This is a genomic window from Catenuloplanes japonicus (assembly GCF_000717135.1).
Classification (GTDB): Bacteria; Actinomycetota; Actinomycetes; order Mycobacteriales; family Micromonosporaceae; genus Catenuloplanes; species Catenuloplanes japonicus.
Window position 1 is genome coordinate 138,164 of sequence record NZ_JNXY01000040.1, and the last position, 26,804, is coordinate 164,967.

The 26,804-nt window shown below is 70.9% G+C and carries 20 protein-coding genes, 1 tRNA gene and 2 pseudogenes; 17 read left to right on the plus strand and 6 right to left on the minus strand.

Features of this window, described 5'->3' with window-relative positions:
- Positions 1–5 precede the first annotated feature (5 nt).
- Complete coding sequence (locus OP04_RS43000) at positions 6–818, minus strand: SDR family NAD(P)-dependent oxidoreductase (protein WP_033345778.1); 813 nt, start codon at positions 816–818, stop codon at positions 6–8.
- 69 nt (positions 819–887) lie between these two features.
- Here OP04_RS43000 and OP04_RS43005 point away from each other — a divergent pair, with 69 nt between their 5' ends.
- From OP04_RS43005 to OP04_RS56910, 6 genes and pseudogenes are all read left to right on the plus strand, one after another.
- On the plus strand, positions 888–1,478 hold the full coding sequence (locus OP04_RS43005) for a TetR/AcrR family transcriptional regulator (protein ID WP_051799940.1): 591 nt from the start codon (positions 888–890) through the stop codon (positions 1,476–1,478).
- A 68-nt stretch (positions 1,479–1,546) separates the two neighbouring features.
- A complete protein-coding gene (locus tag OP04_RS43010) occupies positions 1,547–2,992 on the plus strand; it encodes a PIG-L family deacetylase (RefSeq protein ID WP_033345779.1) in 1,446 nt (481 codons plus the stop codon).
- Positions 2,993–3,081: 89 nt separating this feature from the next.
- Entirely contained in the window at positions 3,082–3,435 is a 354-nt protein-coding gene (locus tag OP04_RS43015) for a nuclear transport factor 2 family protein (RefSeq protein ID WP_051799941.1), read from the plus strand.
- A gap of 106 nt (positions 3,436–3,541) precedes the next feature.
- The gene (locus OP04_RS43020) at positions 3,542–4,003 is read left to right on the plus strand and encodes an ester cyclase (RefSeq protein WP_033345780.1); all 462 of its coding nucleotides are present in this window, start codon (positions 3,542–3,544) and stop codon (positions 4,001–4,003) included.
- A gap of 5 nt (positions 4,004–4,008) precedes the next feature.
- Positions 4,009–4,872, plus strand: a complete 864-nt coding sequence (locus OP04_RS50765) for a helix-turn-helix domain-containing protein (RefSeq protein WP_051799942.1) — start codon at positions 4,009–4,011, stop codon at positions 4,870–4,872.
- 359 nt (positions 4,873–5,231) lie between these two features.
- Positions 5,232–5,366, plus strand: a pseudogene (locus OP04_RS56910) (nuclear transport factor 2 family protein); the annotation flags it as partial.
- A gap of 338 nt (positions 5,367–5,704) precedes the next feature.
- Here OP04_RS56910 and OP04_RS43030 read toward each other — a convergent pair.
- Positions 5,705–6,664, minus strand: a complete 960-nt coding sequence (locus tag OP04_RS43030; RefSeq protein WP_198154181.1) for an SMP-30/gluconolactonase/LRE family protein — start codon at positions 6,662–6,664, stop codon at positions 5,705–5,707.
- A 125-nt stretch (positions 6,665–6,789) separates the two neighbouring features.
- Here OP04_RS43030 and OP04_RS43035 point away from each other — a divergent pair, with 125 nt between their 5' ends.
- Together OP04_RS43035 and OP04_RS43040 are read left to right on the plus strand one after the other, a co-directional pair.
- Positions 6,790–7,683 carry a helix-turn-helix transcriptional regulator gene (locus OP04_RS43035; RefSeq protein WP_033345781.1) on the plus strand — a complete coding sequence of 298 codons (894 nt, stop codon included), beginning with the start codon at positions 6,790–6,792 and terminating at the stop codon, positions 7,681–7,683.
- Positions 7,684–7,900: 217 nt separating this feature from the next.
- Complete coding sequence (locus OP04_RS43040; protein ID WP_198154182.1) at positions 7,901–8,356, plus strand: DUF6228 family protein; 456 nt, start codon at positions 7,901–7,903, stop codon at positions 8,354–8,356.
- Between the two features lie 301 nt (positions 8,357–8,657).
- On the opposite strand, the gene OP04_RS43045 is transcribed toward OP04_RS43040, so the two are convergent.
- Together OP04_RS43045 and OP04_RS43050 are read right to left on the minus strand one after the other, a co-directional pair.
- Positions 8,658–10,166, minus strand: coding sequence for a UDP-N-acetylmuramoyl-L-alanyl-D-glutamate--2,6-diaminopimelate ligase (locus OP04_RS43045; protein WP_033345782.1), 1,509 nt, complete (start codon positions 10,164–10,166; stop codon positions 8,658–8,660).
- Positions 10,167–10,168: 2 nt separating this feature from the next.
- On the minus strand, positions 10,169–11,140 hold the full coding sequence (locus tag OP04_RS43050; RefSeq protein WP_085067230.1) for a lipid II:glycine glycyltransferase FemX: 972 nt from the start codon (positions 11,138–11,140) through the stop codon (positions 10,169–10,171).
- Between the two features lie 233 nt (positions 11,141–11,373).
- On the opposite strand from OP04_RS43050, the gene OP04_RS43055 reads away from it, so the two are divergent.
- A tRNA-Leu gene (locus OP04_RS43055) sits at positions 11,374–11,457 on the plus strand.
- Positions 11,458–12,193: 736 nt separating this feature from the next.
- Here the strand turns inward: OP04_RS43055 and OP04_RS56155 are convergent.
- A pseudogene (locus OP04_RS56155) lies at positions 12,194–13,519 on the minus strand (recombinase family protein); the annotation flags it as partial.
- Between the two features lie 549 nt (positions 13,520–14,068).
- Positions 14,069–15,880 (minus strand): Hsp70 family protein, encoded by a 1,812-nt coding sequence (locus OP04_RS43070; RefSeq protein WP_198154183.1) that lies wholly within the window; start codon positions 15,878–15,880, stop codon positions 14,069–14,071.
- Positions 15,881–16,309: 429 nt separating this feature from the next.
- Here OP04_RS43070 and OP04_RS43075 point away from each other — a divergent pair, with 429 nt between their 5' ends.
- The 8 genes from OP04_RS43075 to OP04_RS54125 all read left to right on the plus strand — a co-directional run bounded on the left by OP04_RS43075 (position 16,310) and on the right by OP04_RS54125 (position 26,778).
- Positions 16,310–16,609: a hypothetical protein gene (locus tag OP04_RS43075; RefSeq protein ID WP_033345786.1), complete on the plus strand. Its 300-nt coding sequence runs from the start codon at positions 16,310–16,312 to the stop codon at positions 16,607–16,609.
- A gap of 6 nt (positions 16,610–16,615) precedes the next feature.
- The gene (locus OP04_RS43080; protein WP_051799945.1) at positions 16,616–17,380 is read left to right on the plus strand and encodes a hypothetical protein; all 765 of its coding nucleotides are present in this window, start codon (positions 16,616–16,618) and stop codon (positions 17,378–17,380) included.
- Positions 17,381–17,391: 11 nt separating this feature from the next.
- Positions 17,392–18,672, plus strand: a complete 1,281-nt coding sequence (locus OP04_RS54120) for a hypothetical protein (protein WP_157241111.1) — start codon at positions 17,392–17,394, stop codon at positions 18,670–18,672.
- A gap of 3 nt (positions 18,673–18,675) precedes the next feature.
- The gene (locus OP04_RS43090) at positions 18,676–20,154 is read left to right on the plus strand and encodes an SCO6880 family protein (protein ID WP_033345831.1); all 1,479 of its coding nucleotides are present in this window, start codon (positions 18,676–18,678) and stop codon (positions 20,152–20,154) included.
- Positions 20,151–21,539: a hypothetical protein gene (locus OP04_RS43095; RefSeq protein ID WP_033345832.1), complete on the plus strand. Its 1,389-nt coding sequence runs from the start codon at positions 20,151–20,153 to the stop codon at positions 21,537–21,539. The genes OP04_RS43090 and OP04_RS43095 overlap by 4 nt, the downstream gene beginning before the upstream one ends.
- 47 nt (positions 21,540–21,586) lie before the next feature.
- Positions 21,587–23,380 carry a type IV secretory system conjugative DNA transfer family protein gene (locus tag OP04_RS43100; RefSeq protein ID WP_051799946.1) on the plus strand — a complete coding sequence of 598 codons (1,794 nt, stop codon included), beginning with the start codon at positions 21,587–21,589 and terminating at the stop codon, positions 23,378–23,380.
- Entirely contained in the window at positions 23,380–25,224 is a 1,845-nt protein-coding gene (locus OP04_RS43105; RefSeq protein WP_033345788.1) for a toprim domain-containing protein, read from the plus strand. Before OP04_RS43100 ends, OP04_RS43105 begins: the two co-directional genes overlap by 1 nt.
- A gap of 72 nt (positions 25,225–25,296) precedes the next feature.
- Positions 25,297–26,778 (plus strand): Fic family protein, encoded by a 1,482-nt coding sequence (locus tag OP04_RS54125; RefSeq protein ID WP_051799947.1) that lies wholly within the window; start codon positions 25,297–25,299, stop codon positions 26,776–26,778.
- Positions 26,779–26,804 lie beyond the last annotated feature (26 nt).

Consider the following 26,804-nt stretch of genomic DNA (forward strand, 5'->3'; position numbering starts at 1 on the left):
CGGCGTCAGGCGACGAGCTGCGCGGAACGGTCCCAGAGGCGGCGGGTCAGGTCGGTGTCGTCGGCCTGCGGGTTGCTCTTGGCGAGCGTGCGTGTGACGTAGTAGCCGCCGGACTGCCAGCCGGTGGTGGTGGCCAGCCAGACGAGCTGGTCGGCGCCGTTGTCCGGGGTGGTCAGCAGCAGTGAGCGGGTGATGCGGTTCGTGGCGACGAACTTGTGGATCGGGCTCTGCGACCGGGTGGCGAAGTTGCTGGCGATGTTGCCGGGGTTGAACGCGGCCGTGGTGATGCCGCGGTCGTGGTAGCGGCGGTGCAGTTCGCGGGTGAACAGGACGTTCTCCAGTTTTGCCGCCATGTAGACGCGGACGGGGTTGAAGTTCCGGTCGAAGTTGAGGTCGTCGGTGTCGATTTTCGGGGCCATGCCGACGGTGCTGGACGTCTGGATGACCGACGCGCGGGACTCGATCAGCCGGTCGAGCAGCAGTGTGGTCAGCAGGAACGGGGCCAGGTGGTTGACCTGGAAGGTGATCTCGAAGCCGTCGGCGGTTTTGGTGGGGTCGCCGAAGACGCCGCCGGCGTTGTTCGCGAGGACGTCGATGCGGGGGTACGCCGCGGTGAGCGCGTCCGCGAGCCGGCGGACCTCGTCGAGGCGGGTGAAGTCGGCGACGACGTGGTCGGCGCCGAGCTCGCGGGCGATCGCCTCGGTCTTGGCGGGGGAGCGGCCGACGAGGACGACGTGGTGGCCGTCGTGGTGGAGCCGGCGTGCGGCGGCCGCGCCGATGCCGTCGCTCGCGCCGGTGATGACGATGGTCTTGGACATGATGCGCAGTGTACGCCAAATGTGTCAGTGACTGTCAAGAGTGTCGGCCGGTGATAGGGTCGGCGGGCTATGGAGACCAAGAATCTGCGGGAACGCACCCGTGGCGCGGTCGCGCGCGAGATCGCGCTGGCCGCCGTCGAGCTGTTCGTGACGCGTGGCTACGAGGCGACGACCATCAACGACATCGCGGCGGCGGTGGGAATGTCGCAGCGCAGCGTGTTCCGCTACTTCCCGACGAAAGAGGACATCATCGTCGGGAAGCTGGAGCTGAACTCGGGGGCGATCCTCGACGGGCTGCGGGCGCGGCCGGCGGGTGAGCCGGAGTGGGTCTCGCTGCGCCGGTTGTTCGACGTGATGGACGTGCCGGACCGGAACATGCGGCCGATCCAGCGGATCGTGCTGGAGACGCCCGCGCTGCACGCGGTCTACCTGCAGAAGCTGCAGGGTCTGCAGCGCGCGGCGGCGACGGTGCTGGTGGAGCGCGCGGCGGCGGCCGGGAGGCCTCATGCCGCCGCGGATCTGGCGGCGGACGCGCTGGCGGCGGCCGCGTTCGGCTGTTTCGTGGTCGCCCAGTACGCCTGGCTGGCGGCGCCGGACGACGCCCCGATCGCGGTCTACCTCGACCGCGCGATGGCGGTCATCGCGCCGATCGCGCAATAGCGAACCTGACAGTCATTGTCGCGGATTAAAGTCAGATATTTCGATTTATCGACGTTACGGTGCCTTCCGTGACGTTCCCCGCTGCGAAAGTCCTGGCGACACTGCTGCTCGCCGCCGCCTCACTCCCGCTGGCCGCCGCCCCCGCCGCGGCCGATCCCGCCTGCACGCAGCGCGTGCTCAACATCGTGGCCCACCACGACGACGACATGTTCTTCCTCAGCCCGGACCTGTACGCCAACCTCGCCGACCCGGCGCTCTGTGTGCGGACCGTGTTCCTGGTCGCCTCCGACTACCACGGGGACAATCCGGCAACGCCCGACGTGGACGAGCGGATGCGGTACGTCGAGGCCCGCGAGCAGGGCATCCGGCACGCGTACGCGGCCGCGGCCGGACTCGACGTCGACGACTGGCAGAAGTCGGCCTACTCCGCCGCGGGCATCGCGGCGACCGCCCACACGCTCGGCGACCGCGTCTCCGTCATCGAGATGCGCATCCCGGACAACGCCTCCGGCGGTGAGCTGTGGAGCCTGTACGCCGAGGGCGGCCGGCTCGTCACCGTGCAGGGCGAGCTCAACCCGCCCCAGACGCTGCGTCGCGACTCGCTGCACGGCTTCCTGCGCGGCGTCGCCGCCGACTTCCAGCCCGACGTGATCAACACGGTGGACCCCACGGGCGACCAGCACCGCTGGGTCGACCTCACGGCACTGCAGGCCAACACGGCGATGCGGGCGCACCCGGACCACGTGGCCGTCGCCCGGCTGGTCATGTGGACGTTCCCGGACGTCCCGGTGCACTACTACCGGGACTACTCCACGATGTACCTGCCGGAGAACATCACCGGGGCGGCGTACCAGGCCAGGCTCGCGATCTACTGGGAGTACGACGCCTGGGACGACGACATCCACGTCTGCACGCCGAACCCGGCACCGAACGCGCCGGCCTGCGAGGGCTGGTGGTATGCCTGGCTGCACCGCCAGTACCGGGCCGAGGGCGCGTGGATGGGCGACCTCGTCGTGCCGCTGCCGCCGTCCGCGCGTCCGGGACCGCAGATCGACCGGGTCTACCGGCTGGAGAACGTGCAGACCGGCCTGCGGCTGGGCGTCTCGTCCGGCGGGCCGCTGCAGTCGGCGAACCCGGGTGACGGCCTCCAGCAGCAGTTCCGCCTGCTCGTCACGGACGGCGCCTGGCGGGCGCAGAACAACCAGGTCGGCACGGACGGCGGGTGGCTGCTGCAGAACGTCCAGTCCGGGCTGTGCGTGGCGGTCGAGGGCGGGAGCGTGACGTCGCAGGCGGCCGTCGTGCAGACCCCGTGCCGTACCGGCCGGCAGGTCGTCCGGATCCACGGGAACGAGACCTCCGGCTACCAGTTGCGGTTCGCCACCACCAGCGGCCAGGACGTGGCGGGTGTGCCGGACCTGGCGCTGACCGCCACCGGCGGGGACGCCACCGGCATCGTCCAGCGGCCGGCCACCGGCGGTCAGGAACAGTGGTGGCGGATCGTGCCGGTGAGCTGACGCCGGAGCGGGCCCGGTCTTTTCGCGTAATGAACGTTACGTCTAGCGTTGGCCGAGGGCACGGTGCCCCGGCGCGAGGAGGTAACGGGATGCGTGAGGAGATCGGGCCCGCCGGCCTGGTGCGGCGGATGTACGCCGCCTACAACGAGCGGGACGCCGAGCGGCTGCTGGCCATGGTCACCGACGACGTCGACTGGCCGGACGGGCCGCGACGGATGCACGGCAAGGACGCGCTGCGCGACTACTGGACACGGCAGTGGCAACGGGTGCACACCCACGACGAGGCCGGTGCGATCGTCGCGCTCGGCGGCGGGCGGTTCCAGGTCCACATAGAACAGACGGTGCGCACGCCGGACGGGACGCCGGTGTCGGCCGGGCGGTTCCGCCACACGCTGCTGCTCCGTGACGGACTCGCCGCCCGGCTCGACATCGAGGCCGGCTGATCGCAAGAACTGCCGGACAGAACCGCAATTCCGTACCGATGCCGGCTCTGATCTTGAATTTAGGCTCGATCGTGACCGACAAGTTCAGGTGCGGAGGAGCCACGACATGTCCGATTTCATCTCTCCCGACGACACCCGCTACGACCGGCGCTCGCGGGAACTCGTCCGGTTCGGCCGGGAGGCGATCGCGGTGGAGAACCCGGTACGGGTGAAGGAGTTCTTCAGCGCGGACTTCCGGGTGCACGCGCCGGACGGCGACATGGACCTCGACGCGCTCCAGGAGTTCTGGACGCAGATGCGCGACGCGTTCACCGGCTACTACTGCGAGCGGCGCGAGATCGTCTCGGCCGGCGCGCTCATCGGCGCCCGGACCGAGATGGGCGGCGTCTTCGAGAAGCCGTTCACCGCGTCGCCGGTCGGCACCCTGCCACCCCACGGGCGCGCGGTGACGCTGCCGCTCGTCAACATGTTCCGCTACGACGACGAGGGCCGGCTCGCCGAAGAATGGGTCATGTACGACAACCTCGCCTGGCTGCGGCAGCTCGGCGCCGACCCGCTGGCAGAATAGGGGGCGTGGATCTCGGCGCGGATCACCGGCGGCTGGCACGGACCGTCTTCCGCAGCGGCTGGCGGTCGGCGCGCCTCGAGGTGCTCGACATCGCCGGCGCGGCCGACCACGTCGCGCTGCCCGGGATCGGCGCACAACTGCTCGACCTGCAGATCAGCGGCACCCGGCTGGTGCACAGCCGGCGCCGGGGCACCTGGGCCGCCGGGCTCATGGGCCCCGGCGCGCTGGCCACCACCGCACCGTCCACCGCGTGCGACCTGCGCTGGGACTCCCCGACCGGCGACGCGCGGATCACCCAGATCCGGCTGCTGCTGCCGGAACGCACGATGACCCGCGTCGCCGCCGAGGTCTGGGCGCACGGCCCGGACCGGCTGCCGCCACCGAACGGGCTCGCGTTCGACGACGAGGTGCTGCGCGCGATGCTGACCCGGCTGCACGAGGCCGCGCGCGCCGGCGTCACCGACCTGTACGCGGCGTCCGCGGCCGAGTTCATCGCCGTGCACCTGCTCACCCGGCACGGCACCGCGCCCGCGCCACCACCGCAGCCGCGCGACGACGCCCGGGTGGCCCGCGCGATCGACCTGCTGCACGCCAGCCTCAACGCGCCGGTGAGTCTCGCGGTGCTGGCCGCGGCGGCCGGGCTCAGCCGCTACCACCTGCTGCGGCTGTTCCGGGACCGGACCGGCGAGACCCCGGCGCAATACCATCTGCGCCTCCGGATCGAGTTGGCCGCGCGCCTGCTGCGCACGACGTCGGCCTCGGTCGCGGAGATCGCCGAGCTGTGCGGCTTCGTCGATCAGTCACACTTCGCGAAAACCTTCAGACGCCGCACGGGTACGTCACCGTCCGCCTACCGGTCGGCCCTCTGACCAGGGCAGGCCGGTCTCGGCGTCCCAGCGGCGCACGGTGGCGGTGCTCTCGGGTGCGGTGGCGACGTCGCCAGGTAGTCGCGTTGATCCCGGGCCGGCAACGCGAGCCGGGCGACGGCCCGGAACAGGCCGGCCTGCGGGCTTCGCTGTCTTCCACGCTCTCCTCATTCCGTCGCTGAGCCGGGACGATACGCGGCCGTCCGGGAACAGGGCTGGCGGATCGTGGCGGTGAACTGAGGCGGTTTTCGCGTAACGAGCGTTACGTCTAGCGTTGGTCGAGGGCGCATCCGCCCCGGCGCGAGGAGGTAACGAGATGAGTGACGGGATCACCGGTCTGGTGCGGCAGATGTACGCCGCCTATGTACGCCGCCTACAACGCGCGCGACGCTGACGGGCTGCTGGCGCTGGTGACCGACGACGTCGACTGGCCGGACGGGCCGCTGCGGATGCACGGCAAGGACGCGCTGCGCGACTACTGGACCCGGCAGTGGCAGCGGGTGCACACCCACGACGAGCCGGGCGCGCCGGTCGCGCTCGGCGGCGGGCGGTACGCGGTCCACATAAACAGACCGTCCGCACCCCGGACGGGACACCGGTGTCGACCGGCAGGTTCCGCCACGTGCTACTCATCCGCGACGGACTGGCCGCCAGGCTCGACATCGAGGCCGGTTAGAGCGCGGGCAGCCGGCGGCGAACGCGGGGGCACCTCCCGACGCCCGCACCGCTACTCGGACGCGCCGCGCGGTCGTCACCGCCGACTGCAACCCTGCTGCCCGGCTACAACGGACGCTGCCAGGCAGCAAGGGCTGCGGGTCAGGATTCGAAGCGACGGCTACAGCGCCACGCGTACCACGGTGAACGGCAGGTGGGGGTTCTCGATCTGCCACTGGAAGTTGACGACCAGCATGTCCCCGCCGTCGAAGGCGCCGGTGGACGGCATGTCCATGCCCCGGCCGTTGATCCTGCGGACCACCGTCGCCCGCGAGTAGTCCCTGCTCAGCCGCAGGACCGCGATCTCACCCTCCGGGTGGAACAGGCTGGTGACGCTGTAGAGCGTGCCGTCGCGCAGCAGCATGCCGTCCGGGCCGATGTCGTTCACGCCGCTCAGGTCGATGCGCGTGATCCGGCCGGTGCCGGTGCTGATCCGGTACAGCGCCTGCGAGTTCGTGTCGGCCATCAGCACGTACCGGCCGTCGGGCGTGACGACCAGGCCGTTGCCGTTGATGCCGTCCTCGTAGACCACCTCCGTACCCGTGAAATCGACTGCGGTACGCAGTTCCTGGTGCACGCGCCGGTCGGCCAGCTCACCGGCGGTGATCCGGTAGAGGACCGGGTGGAACGAGTCGGAGACGTAGGCGTCGCCGTTCGGCGCGATGGCCACGTCGTTGACGAGCGTGCTGGTGGCGCCGGAGTCGAACACGTGCAGCAGCGCCCGGGTCCTGATGCTGTACACGAACACCTTGCCGGTAGCCCCGCCCGCGACGATCAGGCGCCCGTCACTGATCTTCATGCCCACCGCAGTGGTACGGCCGTCCTGCCCACCGGGCAGGAACACCTCCAGACGCGGCCGGTCGACGTGGCCGCGATATACGGTCCCGTCGCCGGTCCCGCCGACGTAGAAATACGGACTGCCCTCCTGACGGACGATGCCCTCGGGATGGGTCTGGTCACCGGGCACGACATATCGGCCGCGCGGGGTGCCGGCCTGCGCGGGCGTGGCCGTCCCGGCGGCGAGCAGCACGATCGCGGCCAGCGCGGCACCGTACCGGCGGCGGTTCTTCGATGTGGACAAGGCTGCCTCCTTCACGAGTTGCGAAGCCCATGCAATCCGCCGGACAGACCCCCTGCCAGGGCCGATGTATCGGGGGGAGAAACTCACCCCCGGCTGCCGGCGCCGTCTCCGCGTACCGTGGCGGCGTGGCCAACAACCCCGAGACCCGGGCCGACGTGCGCGACTTCCTGATCAGCGCCCGGTCCCGCATCACCCCGCACGACGCGGGCCTGCCCGCCGCCGGCCGCCGACGGGTGCCAGGCCTGCGACGCGAGGAAGTCGCCGTCCTCGCCGGAATCAGCACCGACTGGTACACCCGCCTCGAGAAAGGCAGCATCGACAAGGTCTCCGACGACGTCATCGGCGCCGTCGCGCGCGCACTGCGCCTCAACGACGAGGAACGCGTCTACCTGTTCGCGCTCGCCCGCGCCGCCCGGCAGACCGGAAAAGGCGTGAGCCGCCCACGGGAACCCCAGCCGCCGTCACAGCTGCAGTGGATGCTGGACAGCATGACGCTGGCCGCCGCGATGATCAGCGACGCCCGCCAGGACATCCTGGCCGTCAACGCGCTCGGCCGGGCACTGCACGCACCGGTCTTCGACAGCCCGACCACCCGCGAACACGGCCACGCGAACCTGGCCCGATACCACTTCCTCGACCCCGGCGCCCCCGACTTCTACGGCGACTGGCACGCCACCGCCGACATGCTGACCGCATCCTTGCGCGCCGAGGCCGGCCGCGACCCGCACAACACCCGGCTGCGCCACCTCGTCGGCGAGCTGAGCACACGCAGCCCCGAGTTCCGCACCCGCTGGGCCGCACACGACATCCGCATCCACATCAGCGGCACCAAAACGTTCCAGCACCCCGCGGTCGGCCGCCTGACCCTCTCCTACCACTCGATGGACCTGCCCACCCCAGCCCCGTCACCGCAGCAACACGTCTGCGTCTGCACCGCCGAGCCCGGATCCACAGCCGAGGATCAACTGCGACTGCTCACCCTGGTGCCCCACAGCGCCCAGACCGCTCACCGCGTCTGACCCCACACCCCCAAATCAAGATCCAATTCATTTTCCCGCTTCCAGCATGGTCCAGCAGCGCTGCTCCCGCGGGCAAACCTCGCGTCGGGCTCCGCTGGCGCTCCGCACGGCGCTCGGAGCCGGTCCCGCCGTGGCCCGGCTCAACCCACAAACCCGGACCGGCTCCAAGCGGGATAACCTGCTGCTCAAAGGCCCTGAGGCTCCTTACTATCCCGACATGCAGAACCGCGACGAGGACTCCGACGAACTCAGCCTGCTCATCCGCTGCCAGGAAGACCGCGACACGGCCGTCCGTCTGCATAGCCGCTACCTGCCCGACGAATGCGGCATCGGGTTCGCCGTCGACGCTCGAGCCGATGGACTCCAGGCCCAGCTTCGAGGCGTGGAGGTGTGGGTCTGGGACGACGAATGGCTGCCCGACTTCATCGCTCGGCTGGCCGCTGACTATCGAGGCTGGGACGGCGACCGGACCTGGCAGACCAACCACCTGTCGGTTCGCGCCGGCTTCCACACCGGCGGCCATGTCGCCCTCACCTGGCACCTCCACCGCTGGCTGACCCGATCCGACACCTGGCAGGCGTCAGTCACTACCTGGCTGGAAGCCGGCGAGCAGATGAGCAATCTCGCCGCCGATCTGCGCGAGTTCCTGCCCATGCCGGCACCATCGCGCTGACGTGGTCCGTGGCCTGATGAAGGCCGCGCGGCCCCTGCTCCGAAGCGGGTCCGGAACCCCCTGCACGGACATCGCCGATCACGCCCCGGGCTACGAGCCCTTCGAGCCACGGAGCGTGTCGGTCACGTCGCCGGTCAGACCGTTCGAGAGCGGGGCCGGCTCCCGCTCCCAGCACCACCGGACGGTGTCCACAGTGGGCGCGGCCTCGAGGGCGGAGTTCCGGCCGTACCCTCGCGGCCTGTGATTTGTGGGTTCGGGCGGCGGGACCCGGGGGAGGGGCCCGCCGCCGGGGAGTGCGGGGTCAGGTCCAGCCGAGGGCGGACAGGGTGCGGCGGGCCTCGCGGGCGTCGTTCCAGTCGATTTTGCCGGTGGCGAGGGTCTGGTAGTCCTCGTGGCCCTTGCCGGCCAGCAGGACGGTGTCGCCGGGGGCGGCCTCGGACAGGAGCTCGCGGAGGGCGTCGCCGCGGTCGATGACGACGCGGACGTCGTCGGTGCCGGAGGTGGCCTGCTGGGCGCCGATGACGATCTCGGCGGAGATCGCGACCGGGTCCTCGTGGGCGGGGTTGTCCGACGTGATCATGACGGTGTCGGCCAGTTCCGCGGCGATCCTGCCCATCGGGCGGCGGTTGCCGGCGTCGCGGCCGCCGGAGTGGCCGAACAGCACCCGCAGGCGGCCCTTGGTCTGGGCGCGCAGCGTGCGCAGGACCGTCTCCAGCGCGTGCGGGGTGTGCGCGAAGTCCACGAACACCTCGAACGGCTGGCCGGCGGCCACGGACTGCATGCGGCCCTCGACGGTGGCGTGCGCGGCGGCGGCGACGACCGCGTCCAGGTCCCCGCCGAGGCCGACCGTGACCGCGGTCGCGGCCAGCCAGTTCTTGACGTTCATCCGGCCGGGCATTGCGGAGACGACCTCGCGGCGGCCCCACGGGGTGACCATGGTGAACCGGCAGCGGTCCGTGTCCAGCCGGATGTTCTCCGCCCAGAGGTCGAGGCCCTCGGACTCCAGGCCGAACCTGTAGAGCGTGGCCGGGCCGTCGGCGGTGATCAGCTGCCAGGACGGGTCGTCCGCGTTGACCACGCCGAACGAATCCGGGCCGCGCTCTGCGGCCATCGTGAACAGCTGCGCCTTGGCCTTCGCGTAGTTCTCCATCGTGCCGTGGAAGTCCAGGTGCTCCGGCGTCAGGTTCGTGAAGACCGCGGCCGAGAACGGCACGCCGCGCACCCGCTGCAGCTCCAGCGCGTGCGAGCTGACCTCGGTCACGGCGGCCTCGCAGCCGGCCGCGACCATCTCGGCGAGCATCCGCTGCAGCTCGCCGGACTCCGGCGTGGTGAAGCCGGTGTAGACCGGCGGGTTGCCGCCGCCGGTGGTCATGCCCACGGTCGTGAGCCGGCCGGTGCGCACCCCGCTCTGCTCCATCGCGGCGTGGATCAGGTGCGACGTGGTCGTCTTGCCGTCCGTGCCGGTGACGCCGATCATCCTCATCGCGTCGCCGGGGTGGTGGTAGACGGCCACGGCCAGGTCGGCGAGCGCGGCGCGGGCAGTGGGGACCTGCACCAGCGCGGTGTCGCCGTCGATCTCGACTGGCCCCTCGGCCACGATGCCGGCGGCGCCGCGCTCCAGCGCCTGCCGCACGAAGCCGCGCGCGTCGTGCTGGGCACCGGATATCGCGACGAAGAGGTCACCGGGTGACACACGACGCGAATCGTGCGTGATGCCGGTGATCTCCCGGGTGGCGTCGCCCTGCACCAGCGTCGCCGTCGGGACCTCGGCGAGGATCTCGTCCAGGTGCACTGTTGTCCTCTTGTCCATTCTTATTCGGCGGCCGGCGGCTGCTTGAGGCACGCGGCCTCCCAGGTGCCCAGGTTCTGCCGGTAGCGGCCGCCGAACGACTGCTTGAACTCGGTGAACCCGGCCCACGGGTGATCCGGCTCGTCCTTCGGCGCCGCGCCGACGAAGTCGAACACCTGCTGCCCGCGCTCCTGCGCGTCCAGCACCATTGTCGCCAGCATGACCGTGCCGGTGTGCAGCTTCCGCGCCTCCAGCAGGCTGCCCGAGTGCGCGTAGTAGCGCGTGGTCGGGCTGTCGTAGACGATCGCGGCCGCGATCGGCTGCTCGCCCTGCCGGGTGACGTACAGCGTCGCCGCGCCCCGCTCGATCAGCGTCTTCGCCTGGATCCGGTAATAGTCGTCACCGTGCGGGATCATGCCCGTGTTCTTCGAGACGTCGTGGATCATCTCCAGCAGGATCTCGACGTCCGCCAGATCGGTGCTCGGCCTGACCGAGATGTCTTTCTTGTACGCGTTGCGCCAGCGGTTGCGGACATTCGCCGCGAACTCCAGCACCAGCGCGTCACGGGTCTTGCCCTGCAGATCCTGCACCCAGGTCAGGCCGGGCTGCATGTTCCGCTTCGAGGGCAGGTGACCCAGCTTGGCGATGTCGTCCCGCTCGACCGGCGCCCACGGCTCGACGCGGATGAAACCCGCGCCCTCCTGCCTGCCGAGGGCCTGGAGCGCGTCCGTGGCCCTGGTCAGCGCCTCGACGTTGTCGGCCACCGGGCCGTAGGGGCAGTAGAGGCGGCAGTTCTCGCCCGCGCGCTCCACGATCGCCATGCACTGCCAGCCGTCGCCGCTGCCGAAATACACCTCACGGCCGTTCGCCCGCTGGAAGGCTGCCCAGTGGCTGCTCTGCAGGAAGTGCCCGTCCCGGGGCCGCGCGAAGAGCTGGGCGTCCCACGCCTCCTCGTCGACTACTTTCTGCCATGATTCGGTTGTTGTCGGTGACATGAACCTGCCGTCCGGTCTTGTACTGGTTTCGGCGCACCAGCATTCCCTATGGGTGCAATCAGAGCACTGCGACACCTACTCTGCCACCGCCCGTTCGGCGGCTACGCGGGGTGAGGGTGGGGGTGGTTGGGAGGGGGCGTGAGGGTCATGTAAAGTTTCCACCTGTGCGGCCCTGACGGGGGCGGACGAAAGGGTGGAAGCCCTGGTCCGGCTTTGGAGGGGGCGTAGTGCAGGTCCGGGTGGCGGAATGGCAGACGCGCTAGCTTGAGGTGCTAGTACCCGTATAGGGTGTGGGGGTTCAAGTCCCCCCTCGGACACATACTTTGTGCACACGAGTCCTGGTCGAGCTTCGACCAGGACTGCTGCTTTTCCAGGGTGATAGATCAGTCGCAGGCCGAGCTTGCTGTAGATCTCGGCCTTGTCGGCTGGTGCGGCGTCGTGGATGACCTGGGTGATGTCGGTCAGTGTCGTCACGATGTGGTGAATCTGCTCGCGGGTGAGGCGCTTGGTCTTGCTGTCGCGTTGTCGCAATTTTGATTCGGCGAGTTTCTTCTCGGTCTGGGTCTGGGCGATCCATTCGCTGATGATCGCGGGGTCGCCGCCGGCGTCGAGGGTGGCGCGGTAGGCGGCGAGTTTGCGGTCACAGTCGGCGATGGTGCGGAGTTCGGCGGGGTTCTCCGGGTGGTCTTCGGGCTGGGCGTCGGTGAGGGTGGTGATCGTGTCCTCGATCTGGCCGGGCTGGAAGATCTTGGCGAGCCATCGGTCGAGGGACGGGATGACCTGGTTCTCGCGCAGGTACACCGTGAGCGGGTGTTCGACGTGGTTGGCCAGGGCGTACTCGTTGGGGAAGCGGCAGCGGTAGTGGGGCAGGCCGTGGTTGAAATTGCCTTGCATGCGGCGCTCGCAGAGGCCGCAGTAGACCAGGCCCCTGAGCTGGTACGGGCGAGGGGTGGTGCGGGGCATTTTCCGTTTGCCGCGGCCGCCGGCGGCGAAGACGTCCTGGGCGAGCTGGTAAGTCTCCGGTGTGACGATGGCCGGGTGGCTGGGGGCGGTGGAGCGGAGCCATACATTCGGGTCGTTCCAGCGCATCTTGGTTTCGTGGCCGAGGGCGACATCGTCGACGTCGAGCAGGACCTCCTGCTTACGCTGGCGGTTCCAGACCTGGTGACCGGTGTATCGAGGGTTGGTCAGGATGGCGCGGACGGCGCCCTTGGACCAGGCGATGCCGCTGCGGTGCCGGTTGCGGTCGCGGTCGTGGGCTGATGGGCACGGGATCTCGTCGTGGGTGAGGCCCTGAGCGATGGCGAAGAAGCCGGCGCCTGCGATGTACTCGGTGAAGATGCGGACGACGACCGGTGCTGCCTGCTCGTCGAGGCCGAGGCCGTGGAGGCGGTGCCCGATGGCGGCTTTGCTGGGGTTGGGGTGCGGGCCGAGGTCGATGATGCGGTAGCCGTATGGCGGTCGGCCGCCGAGGAAGCGGCCTTCCATGACGGTTTGGGTGGCCATGGCGGAGCGGACCCGGATGCGGATGCGGGTGCGTTCGCCCTTGCTCATGCCGCCGAAGACGGACATGACCAGGTCGTGGGCTTCGCTCTCCGGGTCGATGGCGCCGCCGACCTCGGGCACCCAGAGCTGGACTCCGTAGTGGACGAAGAGCGGGAATGTTAGGCCGTACTGGTTGCCGTAGAACGCGCGCTGGGGTTCGCCGATGACGATCGCGTCGAAGCCGCGATGCGGGTCTTTCAGTGCGGACAGGAGGGCGGTCGCTTCGGGGCGTCGTTTCCAGGGGATCGACCGTGACAGGCCGATGTCGAAGAACTCGCGGACGATCTTTCCACCGGCGGGCTGGATGAGCGTTGTTGCTCGGGACTTCTGCCAGGCGCGGGAAGCGGCGGGGTCCTGTTGGTCCTCGGTGGAGACGCGGCCGTAGAAACCGAAGTTCATGCCTACCTCGTTACTGCTCGTGCCGATCGGCGGAGTCGGGTGGTGCGAGTCCTTGCTGTCCGGCCGCGTGGAGGAGGATGCGTAGCAGGATGCGGGCCGCGCCCGGGGTGAGGTCGGGCGCTTCGTCGGGCGTGGTGACGCGAAGGCTCCGGCCGGTGGGGGCGTTGCTTTCCGCATGGGCGTGTGCGCGGGGCTTGCGTCCTTCTGGACTGCCGTCGTCTCGTGCCTCGTTGCGGATCGGCTGAGGTGCGTCCTGCTGGCCGAGGCAAGAAGCATATCGCGCCGCGTCGCTCTCCGGGGGCCCCAGAGCTGCGGGCGCCGTTGCTGTGTCGGCGGGCGCGGTGGCCGAAAGGCCGTGTGTCGACAGCCCTTGCCGGGTGGCATCGTCCGGGCCCGGCTTGTCGGATCCGTTCCCGCTCTGACCATCCAGGTCATTCATGGCGTCGCCGAGGACGGGAGCGTTCGGATGGGCATGGCGTCCAGGGCCGTGCGCGTCGGCACAGCCGCCGTGTCGCCTCGATTCGATGCAGTGCAGGCGTGGACATAACCGCTCCTCCGCAGGATGTGACCGGCGGGGAGGCACAGCCGACACCAGGTTCCTTCCGCCTTGCGCTCGAGGCTGATGTCGTTGCGGTAGCGGCTGAGTTCCGGAGCGCCTCTGGTGGGGTCGGCGGTGAGACCTGTCCGCTACAGGCCGAGCGCGGACGGCGTGGTGTCGACGCGGTTGATCTCGTCGGCGAGGAAGCGGTCGAAGTTTCGCCATCGGCGGCGCGGTACTGGCCGCCATGGGGCGTCTTTACGCTCGGTGCCGATGTCTAGATCCGACTGGTCCTGGCCGGGGCCGGACTTACGGCTGTCCTCAGCGTCCCCGGGCCACCGCCGTCCGCACCACCGTGCTCGCCGTCATGGTCCGGCTCTGCTGCAGTGCCACCGCCGCCGGCCCGATCGCGTTCGTCGGCCTCGCCGTCGCCCGCTCACGGTGCATCACTGCAAGGATCGCTGTGCGTGTTCGTTGAGGGTGGGTGAGAGGCTTCGGATGGCGTGAAGCATTGCGGTCAAGACCCACCAAACGGCGGCAGCGGCGAAGATCCAGTGGTAGTGGTTGAGGGTCCGCCAGGTGAAGAGGATGGCGAAGCTGAAGCCGAATGCGGTGGCGGCGATGAGTCGGCTGATGTGGCCGTGGGCGATGGTGAGGCCGATGCCTGTGCCGAGGATCAGCATGCCGAGGCGCGCGGTAGCGCTGCCGAGCGGGCTGAGCGGGTAGACGTCTGGGATGCCGCGGGTGGCTGCTGCGGTGATGAGGATGCCGGTGGTGGCGATGAGCGCCGGGATGGCGGGTGTGCGGTAGTCGCGGATCCACAGGGGGATGTCGCTGGCTGGTATGCGGGTGATGGCCAGTCCTGCCGTGGTGGTGAGGATGGTGACGGGGAGGGCGAAGAGGATTGGCCACCAGGCAAAGGTGTCTGTGTGGAGGTTCATGTTGGCGCTGGCGTACATGCCGAAGCCGGTGGCCAGGGCCAGGCCCGATGCTGCTGCGGTGAACAGCGCCCGGCGGGAGCCCCGGGCGTAGGACGTTTGTTCGCTCGGGTTGCGCGCTGCGGCGTGCCGCAGACCGGTGATCGCTATCCCGGTACTCCAGCAGGCGAGCGCGACGAGGAGGCCGCTGAGGCCGAGCTGCGGCAGCCGCAGGAAATATGCGACCCCGCCGCCCGGGAACTCGTTCATCGCGCTGTTGTCGAGGGTGTACGCGAGCAGGATCATCGCGGCGACGGCCAGCAACCCGGGCGGGACCAGCGTATGCCAGCCAGAGCCGATCCGCAGCGGTGGCAGTTGCGGACCTGCGGTGGCCGCCGGTGGACCGGCGAGGCGGAGGGCGCCTTCTGCTGCGGCGTCCGGGCGGGAGACCACGACCGGTGTGCGCCCGGCGGTCTTCCCGATGGTGTCGGCGATTCCCGGGAGTGACGCGTGGCCACCGGTGAGGAGCACTGCCGTCAGGTCTTCCCGGTGCATATCCGCAGCCGCGAGGATGTGGGTCACGGCTTCCGGCAGCCGTTGACCTACGCCGATGAGGACGGTGTCCAGGACGCCGCGGTCCAGGACGGCCGGCGGGTACGGGGCCGGTAGCGCGATCTCGACCTGTGCCGTCTGCTGGTCGAGGGCTTCCTTGCCGATGCGGACGGCTTCGAGCAGCTGGTGTCGGTCGGCTGCGTGTTCCGGCGTGGACAGCTGTTCCCACAGGCGCCGGCCAGTCCCGGCGGCCGAGGTGATGAGCTGCTCAGCGAGGGCCATGTCGAGTTCGGCGGCGGACGAGCCGGGAACGGTGTGGTGAGCGAGGAGCTGTCCTCCGTCGTCGAGCACCCCGATCGCGGCGACGGTGATTCCGCTCGCGCCCGCGTTGATGACCAGCGCGCAGGCTCCGGTGCTGATCGCGGAGGTGGACCATGCCATCCAGTGGGTGGCGACCGCGATCGCATCGGCGACGAGGCGGGGTTCGGGCAGGCCGGTCTTGGTGGCCGCGAGTCGTAGCTGCTGGCGCCGTCGTGGGCCCCACCAGCACGGCACGACCAGCGTCAGTCTGCTGATCGGCATTCCGGCGATCGCGGAGGCGTGGGTGGCGATCCCGCCGAGCACGGCCGCGACCGCCTCGATCGGGTCTAGCGTGACGCCCGCCAGCTCGATCGCCTCGTCGCCGAGGTGCCGCAGCGGCTCGGCCAGCCACCCCTCCGGGCGTTTCCGGGCGGCCTCCAGGGCAGGGGTGCCGGTGAGCAGGCGGCCGGTGGCGGTGTCGAGCCACACGCCGCTGGGCAGGACCGTGGCGCCGTTGACGACGATGGGGAACGATCGTCCGTCCCGGGTGGACAGCAGTGCGGTGGTCGTGGCGGTGCCGTAGTCGATGCACAGGTGCGCGTCTGCGGCCAGCATGCCGGGAAGTCTGCCGCACCGCCCCGGATCGGGCGGTACTCATCCACCCGGAGCCACCTGTCGTGTGCACATGATGGAAATCCACGCGAGCGTGGACTGCGCCAACGCTTCACGTTGAGCCTGCGCGCTCGACGTCGTGCCGGACGTCGTGCGGCTGCCTGCCCGCAGACAGTCGAGGTGAGCGTCGACCCGGCTGACCTGGGTCTGGTCGGGAGTGTCTACGAAGCCGCCAACTCCATCGCTGGAGGTTTCCGCCATCCCGCCTGTGCGTGTGTGCCGGGTGGTGGAGCGTGGAGGTGGCTGATGTTGGTCGATTGGGTTGTGGCCGTGGTGGAGGCGGCTCCGACGCCGTTGGTGCCGGATCCGACGCCGGTGCCGATCCCGGGGTTGGAGCCGGTGGCGGAGACGTTCCTGGCGTGGGGCAAGTGGGTCCTGGTCGTCGCGGGTGTGCTGGGCATGTTCATCTGCGGCGGGATGATGATCCTGGGCCGGCGGAACCGGTCCGCGACCGCGGTGGATGGCGCGGCGGGGATCCCGTGGGTGCTGGGCGGGCTGACGTTGGCTGCGGTCGGAGCGACCGTGGTCGGCGTGGTGGTCAGGTAGCCGGCCATGCGGGACGAGATCGGGACACAGGCGCGCCGCCGTACGGCGGTGGTAGCGACTTCGGGCACGGCGATCGTGGTGACGATCGTGGCGGCGGTGGCCGGGTTGATCGAGTTGCACGGGCAGCGGGACGGTGCCGGGCCGGAGCCTGCGCCGTCCGGGATGGTGGTGTCGGTTCCCGGAATCGCGAAGTCGGCTGCCGTTCCCTCGGCGAGCGGGACGGAGTCGACCGGCGACGGCGATCTGAGCTGGGTGTCGGTGGCGGGTGCACGCCTGCCGGTGTCCCGGTCGGCGGGTCCGCGGGACACCTCGGCGGGTCTGGCACGCGGCTTCGCCTTTTCGGAGCTCGGGGCGGTCCTTGCGGCGGCGCATGTGACGTTGCGGTTGTCGCCGCAGGTGGGGCCGACGGTGTTCGAGGCCACGCTGCGGGACCAGGTGGTCGGCGAGGACGCCGAGGCGTTGGGTCGGAATCTGGCGGAGGAGTACGAGCAGGCGCGGATCCGGCTCGGCGTGCCGTACGGAGAACCGGCGGGCCGCCTGTATGCGGTCGCCCGCGGCTACCAGGTACGGCTGTCCGGTCACGAGGCGCAGGTCCGGTTACTGATCGAGGGCCCAGGCATGTGGCAGCCGGTCCTGATTGAACTGACGGTCCGTACCCGCTGGTCGGGCTCTGACTGGCAGGTGGTGGCCCCGGCCGGTGGGCTGTGGGGTGACGACACGCGGATCGCGGCCGACACGGCCGGGTTCGTGTGGTTGCCGGTGGAGCGGTGAGGGCGGTGTGCGTGCCGTGGGATACCGCGTGCTTGTTGCTGGCCTCCTCCGACACCGTGTTCGGGGAGCTGGCGCGGCTGATGGTGACGGCCGAGCAGTTCGTGATCAATCTGTCGGCGAGCTGGTGGGTGTTCGTGCCGTCGCTGAAGCTCTTCCCTGAGGGCGCGGACAGCCCCGGGGACGCGCCGATCGAGGCGGTGGCGAATCTGCGTGCGTTGCTGATGCCGTTGACCGCGGCGGTCGCAGTCGGCGGGGTGTTGTGGAACAGCCTGTTGCTGATCCTGTCACGGAAGCCGGCCCCGCTGGTCAACCTGCTGCGCGGCCTGTGGAACACGGCGTTGTGGTCCGCGATCGGGCTGTTCGGCACGAACCTGCTGCTGTACGGCGCCGATCGGTTCGCCACCTACGTGATCACGTCGGCGCTGGGCAGCGTGGCCGATGGGGAGTTCGCCCGCCGGTTGTCGGTGCTGGTGGTGCCCGCCTCCGGGACCGCCGGCCTGCCGTCGCTGCTGGTCATCGTGGTGGCCGGGGCCGCGATGGTGTGTGCGCTGGTGCAGGCGCTGCTGATGCCGTTCCGGGACGTGTCGGTGCTGCTGCTGGCACCGGCGATGCCGCTCGCCGCGGCGGGGAGTTTCACCGGCGCGACGAGCGGCTGGCTGCGCAAGGTCCTGGCCTGGCAACTCGCGTTGATCTTCTACAAGCCGGCTGCAGCGATGGTGTACGCGTCGGCGATCTGGTTGCAGGGCGACAGCACCACCGACGACCCGCGGGTGCTGTTGATGGGCGTGGCGTTGATGATCGTGGCGCTGGTCGCGTTGCCGGCGCTGCTGCGGCTGTTCACCTGGACGACCGGGAGCCTGCAGTCCGGCGGCGGAGGTTTCTTCAGCGCGCTCTCGGCCGGCGCGGCCGGTCTGCACGCGACGGCATCACTACGGGACGCGGCTGGCGTCCGCAACGATCGGGCGCGCTACGACTCCCCGCCACCGGGCGGGCCAGGGCCCGGTGCGGGACCGGACGGCGGGACGGGCGGTCCGCGTCCGCCGTCGTTCACCGGCGGGCCGGGACCCGGCGGGTCACCATCGGGAGCTGCCACCGGGACAGGATCGGGAACCGGCGCCGGGACGGGACAGGCAGCGGGAACCACAGCCGGGACGGCCACCGGAACGGGAGCTGCCGCGGGACCCGCGGCGCCGGTGGTGATCGGGACAACGGTAGCTGCCGAGACAGCGGCCCGCATCGCGAAGAACGCGTCCCAGGCCGCTGATGCCGCCGCACCGGCCGAAGAGCGGTGAGTGATGCCGGCTGAGGAGGAGCGCCGCGTCTACGGCGGTTGGCGACGCAGCCGCGGCATGGGTTTGCTCGGTCTCGGCCTCGCGCAGACGGTCGTGGTGGTGGCCGTGATGACCATGACCGCCGCTGCGGGCGCGGTGGGCAGCCCACTGCTGCTGGCGGTCCTGGCAGGCCCGGCCGTACTGCTGGCGGCGCTGACGGTGCTGCGCTGGGACGGTGTGCCACTCGGCGCCGGTCTGGTCCGCCGGCTGCGCTGGTCGTGGGGCGTGACCCGCGGCTACACCGTCTACCGCTCCGGGCTGTGGGCCGCCCACCCGCACGCCTGGCAGCTGCCCGGCGTGCTCGCCGACACCGACCTGCTCGACGTGCCGAGCGCGCGGGGCGGGGCGTTCGGGGTGGTGCGGGACGGCCGGTCGGGGCGGTTGACGGCGACGCTGCGGGTCGCCGCGTCCTCGACCTGGTTGGCCGAGACCGCGCAGGCGCAGGCGTGGGTGGCGAACTGGGGCGGCTGGCTGTCCGGCCTGGGTTATCAGCCGGCGATCCGGTGGATAGCGGTGACCGTGCGGACCGGCCCCACCTCGGGCCGGCGCCTGGCCGGCTACATCACCGGGCGGACCGCCCCCGGGGCGCCCGCGTCCGCGCGCCGGCTGCTGCAGCACCTCGTCGATGACGTGGCCGGTAACGACGCGGCGGTAGAAACGCACGTGTCCGTCACCCTCGACCCGTCCCGTTCCCGGCCGCGTCCGCGCACCACCGCGGACGCGCTGGCCGATGCCGACCGGCTGCTGTCCGGCCTGGAGGATGCGCTCGGCGCGTGCGGGCTGACCGTCCTGGGCCGCGCCGACGCGCCCCGGCTCGCCACCACCGTCCGCGCCGCCTACAACCCGGCGGTCCCGCTCGACGACATCCTGACCGATACCGAAGAAGATCAAAATCTTGACTGGGGTACGGCCGGGCCGGTCGCGGCCGAGGAGGAGTACGGCTGCTACCGGCACGACGGCGGCTGGTCGGTGTCGTGGGCCTGGCACGAGGCACCCCGCACCGAGGTCCACGCGGAAGTCCTCGCCCGGCTGCTGGCTCCCGGCCCGTACCCGCTGCGAGTGGCCTTGATCTATCGGCCGGTCCCGGCCGGGGAGGCCGCGCACCTGGTGGAGCAGGAGGTCAATGCGGCGGTGTTCCGGGACGCGATGCGGACGGTGTCCCGCCGGGACGAGAACGCCCGGGAACGCGCCGACCGCGCGCGGGCGCTACGGACCGCCCGGGAAGAAGCCGCCGGCGCCGGCGTCGGCCTGATGTCGCTGTTCGCCACCATCACCGTCACCGACCGAGACCAGCTGCCGGCGGCGGTCGCGGAGGTGGAGACGCGGGCGGAAGCCTCACGGGTCCGGCTGCGCCGGGCGTGGGCCGGCCAAGCGGCCGGGTTCGCGGTCACGCTGCCGTGCGGCATCTGCCCGCCACAGCTCGCGGCGGAGTGGCCGCGATGACCGCCCCGCGCTGGGGCTGGCGGGCACCTGGCGCCGGCCGCGCGTCGCATGTGGATGCCGGCACCGAGTTCCAAGGAACGACGGTCCAGCTGGCCGGGCTGTATCCGTTCGTGGCCGGGTCCGGGGCGCCGATGCTCGGGGTCCCGATCGGCCGGCACCTGCTGTCCGGGGAGACCTGCTGCCTCGACCCCCTCGAATGGCTGCGAGCCGGGCTGGTGACGAACCCCGGCATGTTCCTGCTCGGCCAGCCCGGCGCCGGCAAGAGCGCCCTCGCCAAACGCCTGATCACCGGCATGGCCGGGTTCGGCACCCGGGTCCTGATCCTCGGCGACACCCGGCCCGACTACACCCGCCTGGTGCAGCACCTCGGCGGGCAGGTGATCCGGGTCGGGCGCGGCCTGGACCGGATCAACCCGCTCGACGCCGGGCCGCTCGGCGTCGCTGTCGGCCGGTTGCCGCCGCGAGAAGCGGACCGGCTGCGGCTGGAAGTCCGCGGCCGCCGGCTCGCGCTCCTGCTCGCCCTCGCCACCCTCGTCCGCGGCACCCGGATCACCAACACCGAAGAGGTCCTGCTCGGCCGGAGCATCGACCTGCTCGACACCCGCCTGGACCGGCAGCCCACCGTCCCGGACGTCCTCACCGTCCTGCGCGAAGGCCCGGATCAGGTCCGTTTCGCCGCCAATCACGACCAGCAGGCCGCCGGCCTAGTGGCGACGCTGACCCTGCTGTGTGACGGATCGTTGCGCGGCGTCCTGGACGGGCCGACCAGCACCCCGATCGACCTCGACGCCCCCGCGGTCAGCGTCGACATCTCCCAGACCACCGCCGCCGGCGACCAGCTCGTCGCGATCGCGATGCTCTGCACCTGGGCGTACGCGTTCGGCGTCGTCGACGCGGCCACCGCGCTCGCCGCCCACGGCCTCGCGCCCCGCCGGCAGTACCTCGGCGTGATGGACGAGCTGTGGCGGGCCCTGCGCGGCGCCCCAGGACTCGTCGACCGCGCCGACGCGCTCACCCGCCTGTCGAGGCCGCTCGGCATGGGCACCCTCATGATCACCCACAGCCTCGACGACCTCGCCGCCCTTCCCACCGCCGAAGACCGCGCGAAAGCCGGCGGCTTCTTCGAGCGCGCCGCCATCAAGATCCTCGCCGCGCTCCCGGGCCGGGAACTCGACCGGATCAGCGCGGTGGTGCGGCTGTCCGCGGCGGAACGGACTTTGGTTTCCTCGTGGGCTGCGCCCGAGGCGCTGGTGCCCGGCCGCGCGCACCCGGGGCGCGGCAAGTATTTGATCAAGACCGGTGAGGGTCCGGGCCTGCCGGTCGGGATGCGGCTCGTCGGCGACGAACCGGGCCTCTACGACACCGATGCGGCGGTACGCCTGTGAGCAGCTTCGGGCCTCGCCCGGTCACCCCACGGTCGAGCGCGGGGACCGTGCCACTGACCCCGTTCGTCCTCCTCGGCGCGTGCTGGACCGGCATCGTGCTGGTCTGGCTGGCGTGGGCGGCCGGCCGACTGACCGCGTGGGTGAGCGGGCGGCCGGCAGGACCGGCGTTCGGGCAGGGCTTCATCGTCGCCGTGCTGCACAGCCAGTGGGAGACCGCGTACCCGGGCATCAACCGGGCCGTCGTCGCCGGCGTCTTCGCCGCGCTCGTGGCCGTGCTGCTGGTGCCGTTGACGGGCGGCTGGGTGTGGTGGCAGGCCCGGCGAGGGCGCGCCGACGACCCGCTGCCGTCGCTCGCCCACACCAGGGAGGTGGCCGGGCTGGCTCCGGCCGGCGCGGCGGCGCGCGCCAAGGACCTACGCCCCGGGCTGGCCGGGAAGCCGTTGCAGCCAGCGGACATCGGCCTGCCGCTCGGTGTTCTTCAGCTTCCCGGCGGAGACGGGCCGTTGCTGCGGGCGTCGTGGGAGGACGGGATCCTCGCCGTCATGGGGCCGCGGGCGATGAAGACCACCGCGATCGCCGTACCCCAGATCGTCGATGCTCCTGGCGCGGTCCTGGCCACGTCCAACCGCGCGGACGTGTGGGCCACCACACACCGCCGCCGCGCCCAGGCCGGCAGGGTGTGGTTGTTCGACCCGCAGGCCATAACCCGTACCGGTCAGAGCTGGTGGTGGGATCCGCTCGCCGCGGTCGCCACGGTGGAGGACGCGGCCCGGATGGCCTCACACTTCGTCCAGCCGATGCGCCGTGACCGCGGCGAGGACTTCTGGCTCCTCGCCGCCGAAGACCTCCTCGCCAGCCTCTTCCTCGCGGCCGCCACCTCCGGCGCTGGGATGAACGGCGTGCAGACCTGGCTGGCCGACGCCACCGACGACGAACCGGTCGGGCGGCTCTTCGACCTCGGCTATCCGCAGACCGCCCGCGCGCTCCGCGGCCGGCAGAACGGCGCCGCCGAAACCCGAGACGGGATCTACGAGACCGCCCGCACCGCCGCCCGATGCCTGCAGGACCCGCGTGTTATGGCCTGGGTGACCGCGTCTGACGAGCCGCTGCCGCGGTTCGACCCGGATGCGTTCCCGGTCTCCACCGACACGATCTACCTGCTGTCCAAGGATGGTGCCGGCTCGTCCGGGCCGCTCGTGGCCGCGCTCACCGACCAGATCATGCGCTACGCCGTCCGCCGCGCCGAAGCTCTTGGTGGGCGGCTTGATCCGCCGATGCTGTGCATGCTCGACGAAGCGGCGAACATCTGCCCGCTCGCGGACCTTCCGCAGCTGTACTCCCACTTCGGCGGACGCGGCATCAACCTCGTCACCATCCTGCAGACCTACCAGCAGGGAACCACGGTCTGGGGAGAACGCGGCATGGGCATCCTGTGGGGCGCCGCCACGATCAAACTTGTCGGTGCCGGCGCCGACGACCCGCGTTTCGCCTCCGACATCTCCACCCTCATCGGTGAACACGACGTCGCCACGCTCTCCCTCACCCGCGACGCGACCGGCTACGTGTCCCGGCAGGTGTCGGTCCGCCGGCAGCGGATTCTCGGTCCGGAGGACATCCGCGCTATCGCGCGCGGGACCGCGATCCTCTTCGCCACTGGCAGCCGGGCCGCGCTCGTCGCACTGCAGCCCTGGTTCCGCGGCGCGCACGCCGTCACGCTCACAGAGGACACCGCGGCAGCGGTTGCCGCCATCTCCGATGCCGCGGACCGTGAACGGCTGCAGGCCGTGATCGCCGAAGCCGACCGGTATCTACCCGCGCCCCGCGATCCAGGAGGGCCCTGATGAGCACGCCCGAGACCGACCGTCTCATCGCCGCACACGCGCACGCCGCGGATTTCTACCGCAGGCAGCTGCCGACGGCGGTCCCGGCCCTGCGCTACCTGAACGGCCGCGGCATCATCGCAGCCACCGCCCACCAGCCGCCGTGGACAATCGGGTTCGCGCCCGGTGGCTGGACCACACTCCGCGACCACCTCCGCGAACTCGGCTTCACCGACGCGGAACTTCTCGCTGCCGGCCTCGTCACGACCTCCCGTACCGGCGGGATCATCGATGTTTTCCGGGAGCGCGTCATGTTCCCGATCCGCCGCGTCCCGGACGGGGCGGTCATCGGCTTCACCGGTCGTGACGTCTCCGATTGGCCTGGCGCACCCAAATATCGCAACACCGCCACCACCGCGATCTATCACAAGCGCGACCACCTGCACGGCCTCGCCGAACTCACCAGCCGGACCATGCCGCCGACTGCCGTGCTGCTCGTCGAAGGGCCTACTGACGTCGTCGCCCTGGCCCGGCTCGGGACCAGCACCGGGCCTTGCGCAGCCGTCGCGCCCTGCGGCACCGCGCTCACCGCCCAGCAGGTCACCGCGCTCCGCCACGCGGTCCCGGCCGGCACCTCACTGGTCCTGGCACTCGACGCCGACTACGCCGGACGCACCGCCACCGAACGCGCCTACGCACTCCTCTGGGACTGGCCCGGCCCGCTCGAAGCCGTCGCGCTCCCTGCTGCGACGGACCCCGCGGACCTGGTCGCACGCGGACGCGACGCTGCCACGCACTACCTCGAAAACCAGCGGCAACCGCTCGCCGACCTCCTGATCGAGCAGCGCCTCGCACGTCATCGGCTCGACGAGGTACCGGGACAGATCGGCGCGCTACGCCACGTCGCACCACTCATCGCCGACATCGCAGCACGCGATACCGCGCACGCCAGCGCGCTCTGCGCCGGTCTTGCGGACCGGCTCCACCTCGACCCGCTCACCGTGCTCGAAGCCGTCTACCCCGACCCGGAGGAACCACCACCCCAGCCGACCGCACGCCAGCGCGAAAGGTTCGCGGTCGGCCAACCGCGGCTGGCCGACGCACGGCCGGCCGGAGTCGAGTACGCCTACCACTGCCCACCGGAAAACGTGGCCGCCGTTCGAGTCCACCACGACCCGGAGACCGGCATCACCGCCTGGGTGCTCACGGAAGGTCTCTCGGACACCCACGCCGATCGAATCGCGGCACACCTCGCCGCCGAGATCGCCGCCCGCACCGCGCCCACGATCGGGGCCCGCAACGCGATCGACCTGGCCCGTACCGCCGTCAACGCCCGATTCTCCCGTCCTGGCACCGCTCAAGGCGACGCCACCATCGTGGTCCTCACGCACTCCCCAGAAGCCTCGACCAGGCGGCTCGCCGTCGCCTGGGCTGGGAATATCACCGCTTACGGCGCCGCCGCCAGGTGGTTCGCCACGCTCACGGGCCATCCGACCGTGGCGCCGGCAGCCACGGTCCGCAACGGCATGATCAACCTCAACTACATCAACCGGGCATGCACCCAAGTCGTCCTCGCAGGCCAGCGCACGGCCCACATGCCAGCAACGGCAGTCCGCGAGCTGGTGGACGGTACCCGGCCTGATCGCGCGGTCGAGGACATACAACGATCCGAGCCACTGGCGAACATAGCCGTCGTCCGGCTCAGGACGACCACCCCACAGATCGCCGCACAAGGAAACCTCGACACCACCAGCAGGCTCTCGGCCACTGGACCCTCGAAAGCACCGCATCCGGCTGCTCCACGCAGACACGAACTGAGCCCCTCAACCGATGCGGCGCGGGCAGTACCACCGGCCCGGCAATGAGTGATCTGATCGCGCCTTGATGGACTCTAAACGGGATGCCCTGGCGGGATCGGCGTGGCACGATGGCCCGCGATGACAGCCGAGCCTGACGATCCGCACCCATGGGTCGGCATCCTGAAGTGGGCGGACGTCGACCCCCGCCGGCATCCGTTCGACCCGGGCGCGGTGTCCGACGTGGTACGCGCCGTGGCTCCGGAGGGCGGCGTGCCGGCACCCTATCGGTATCACCCGCGCCGGCGCTTTGACCGCGCGGAGCATGATGCGCGCTGGGACTGGCAGCGGGCCATGACCGTTGCCCTGGTCGCGCACTACGGCGGCTGGGCGTGCGGTTGGACCGCCGAGATGGCCGGCCGCACGCCCGACGGCGCGCTGGTCCTGCGGTGGAGCGGCGCCCAAGACTCGATCACCACGCCGGAGGAGACACTCGACGCCGTCGCCGGTGCGCTGCGGGACTGGCGGACGTTCCTGGAAGACCTGGTCGAGATCTACGCGCGGCACCTACCGCTGCCCGCCGAACCCCGTGCGGCATTCGCCGCCTGGGAGGCCACGATCGCGTCCCTGGTCGCGACCGTCGCGGCACGCTCCGGTACGGACGAGCACTGGAATCTCGTCTGCACCGTGGCGTTGAAGTGGTTCCTCACCGTCGCCGAGGTGCCGGGCGAGGACTACGAAGCCCTCGTCGACACCGCGATCGGCGGGCGTTTCTGGAGCTACGTCTCACCCCTGGGCGTCGAGGTCGGCGATGCCGCGGAGTCACTGGCGGCGGCGCTGACCGGCCAGACGCCGGCCCGGGACGATGCCTGGCCGGACACCTGGCCGCAGGACTGGCCGAGCCGGCGCACCAGCGAACTCCCCACCGCCCACCGGAACCCGCGCATCTGGCCGCCGATCCGTCCCGATGCCCTCACCACCTGGCGGCAGGTCCGGCAGACGACCCCGTGGGAGCACGCCACCGCACACGTCGCGGGGCCGGCGCGCACCGCACGCGACGGCATCGCCGAACTCCTCTCGAAGCAGAGGTACCCCTCAGGCCGCCGCATCCTTGCCGCGCTCGATCTCGTCCGCGCGGACGTGACCGAAGGCGGTCCGCTCACGTTCGCACGGCTGGAGGCGTGGCAGCGCACCGTCCTCGCCGTGAGCGCCGCACCGTTCCGGACCTCGTCCGCCTGGGCGCTGGCCGGCCGGGAACGGTACGCCTACCGCGACGAGCTTCCCCACCTGTTCGAGGCATGCCTCGCCGAGGCGATCGCCCCGGCCGTGCCTCTGCCGTCACGAGCCGCCCGGGTGTACCTCGACGTCCTGCACTTCCACCCGTTCACCGACGGCAACGCACGATCAGCGGCACTCGCGCTCTACTTCGTCCTCGCCCGCGAGGACATCATCCTCGACCGCGCCGCACCACTCCTGATGACCCGCTGGCCAGCCACCAACCCTCACGACGCCGCAGGCCTGGCGAGACTCATCGCCATGCTCATCACCCAGACCCGCCGGCATCGACCGACCCACACCAGCACGAACGACAGCGCGGCCGATCCCCGAGCCCTCGACACATAGTGGACTGGAAATGAAGGTAGAGTCCC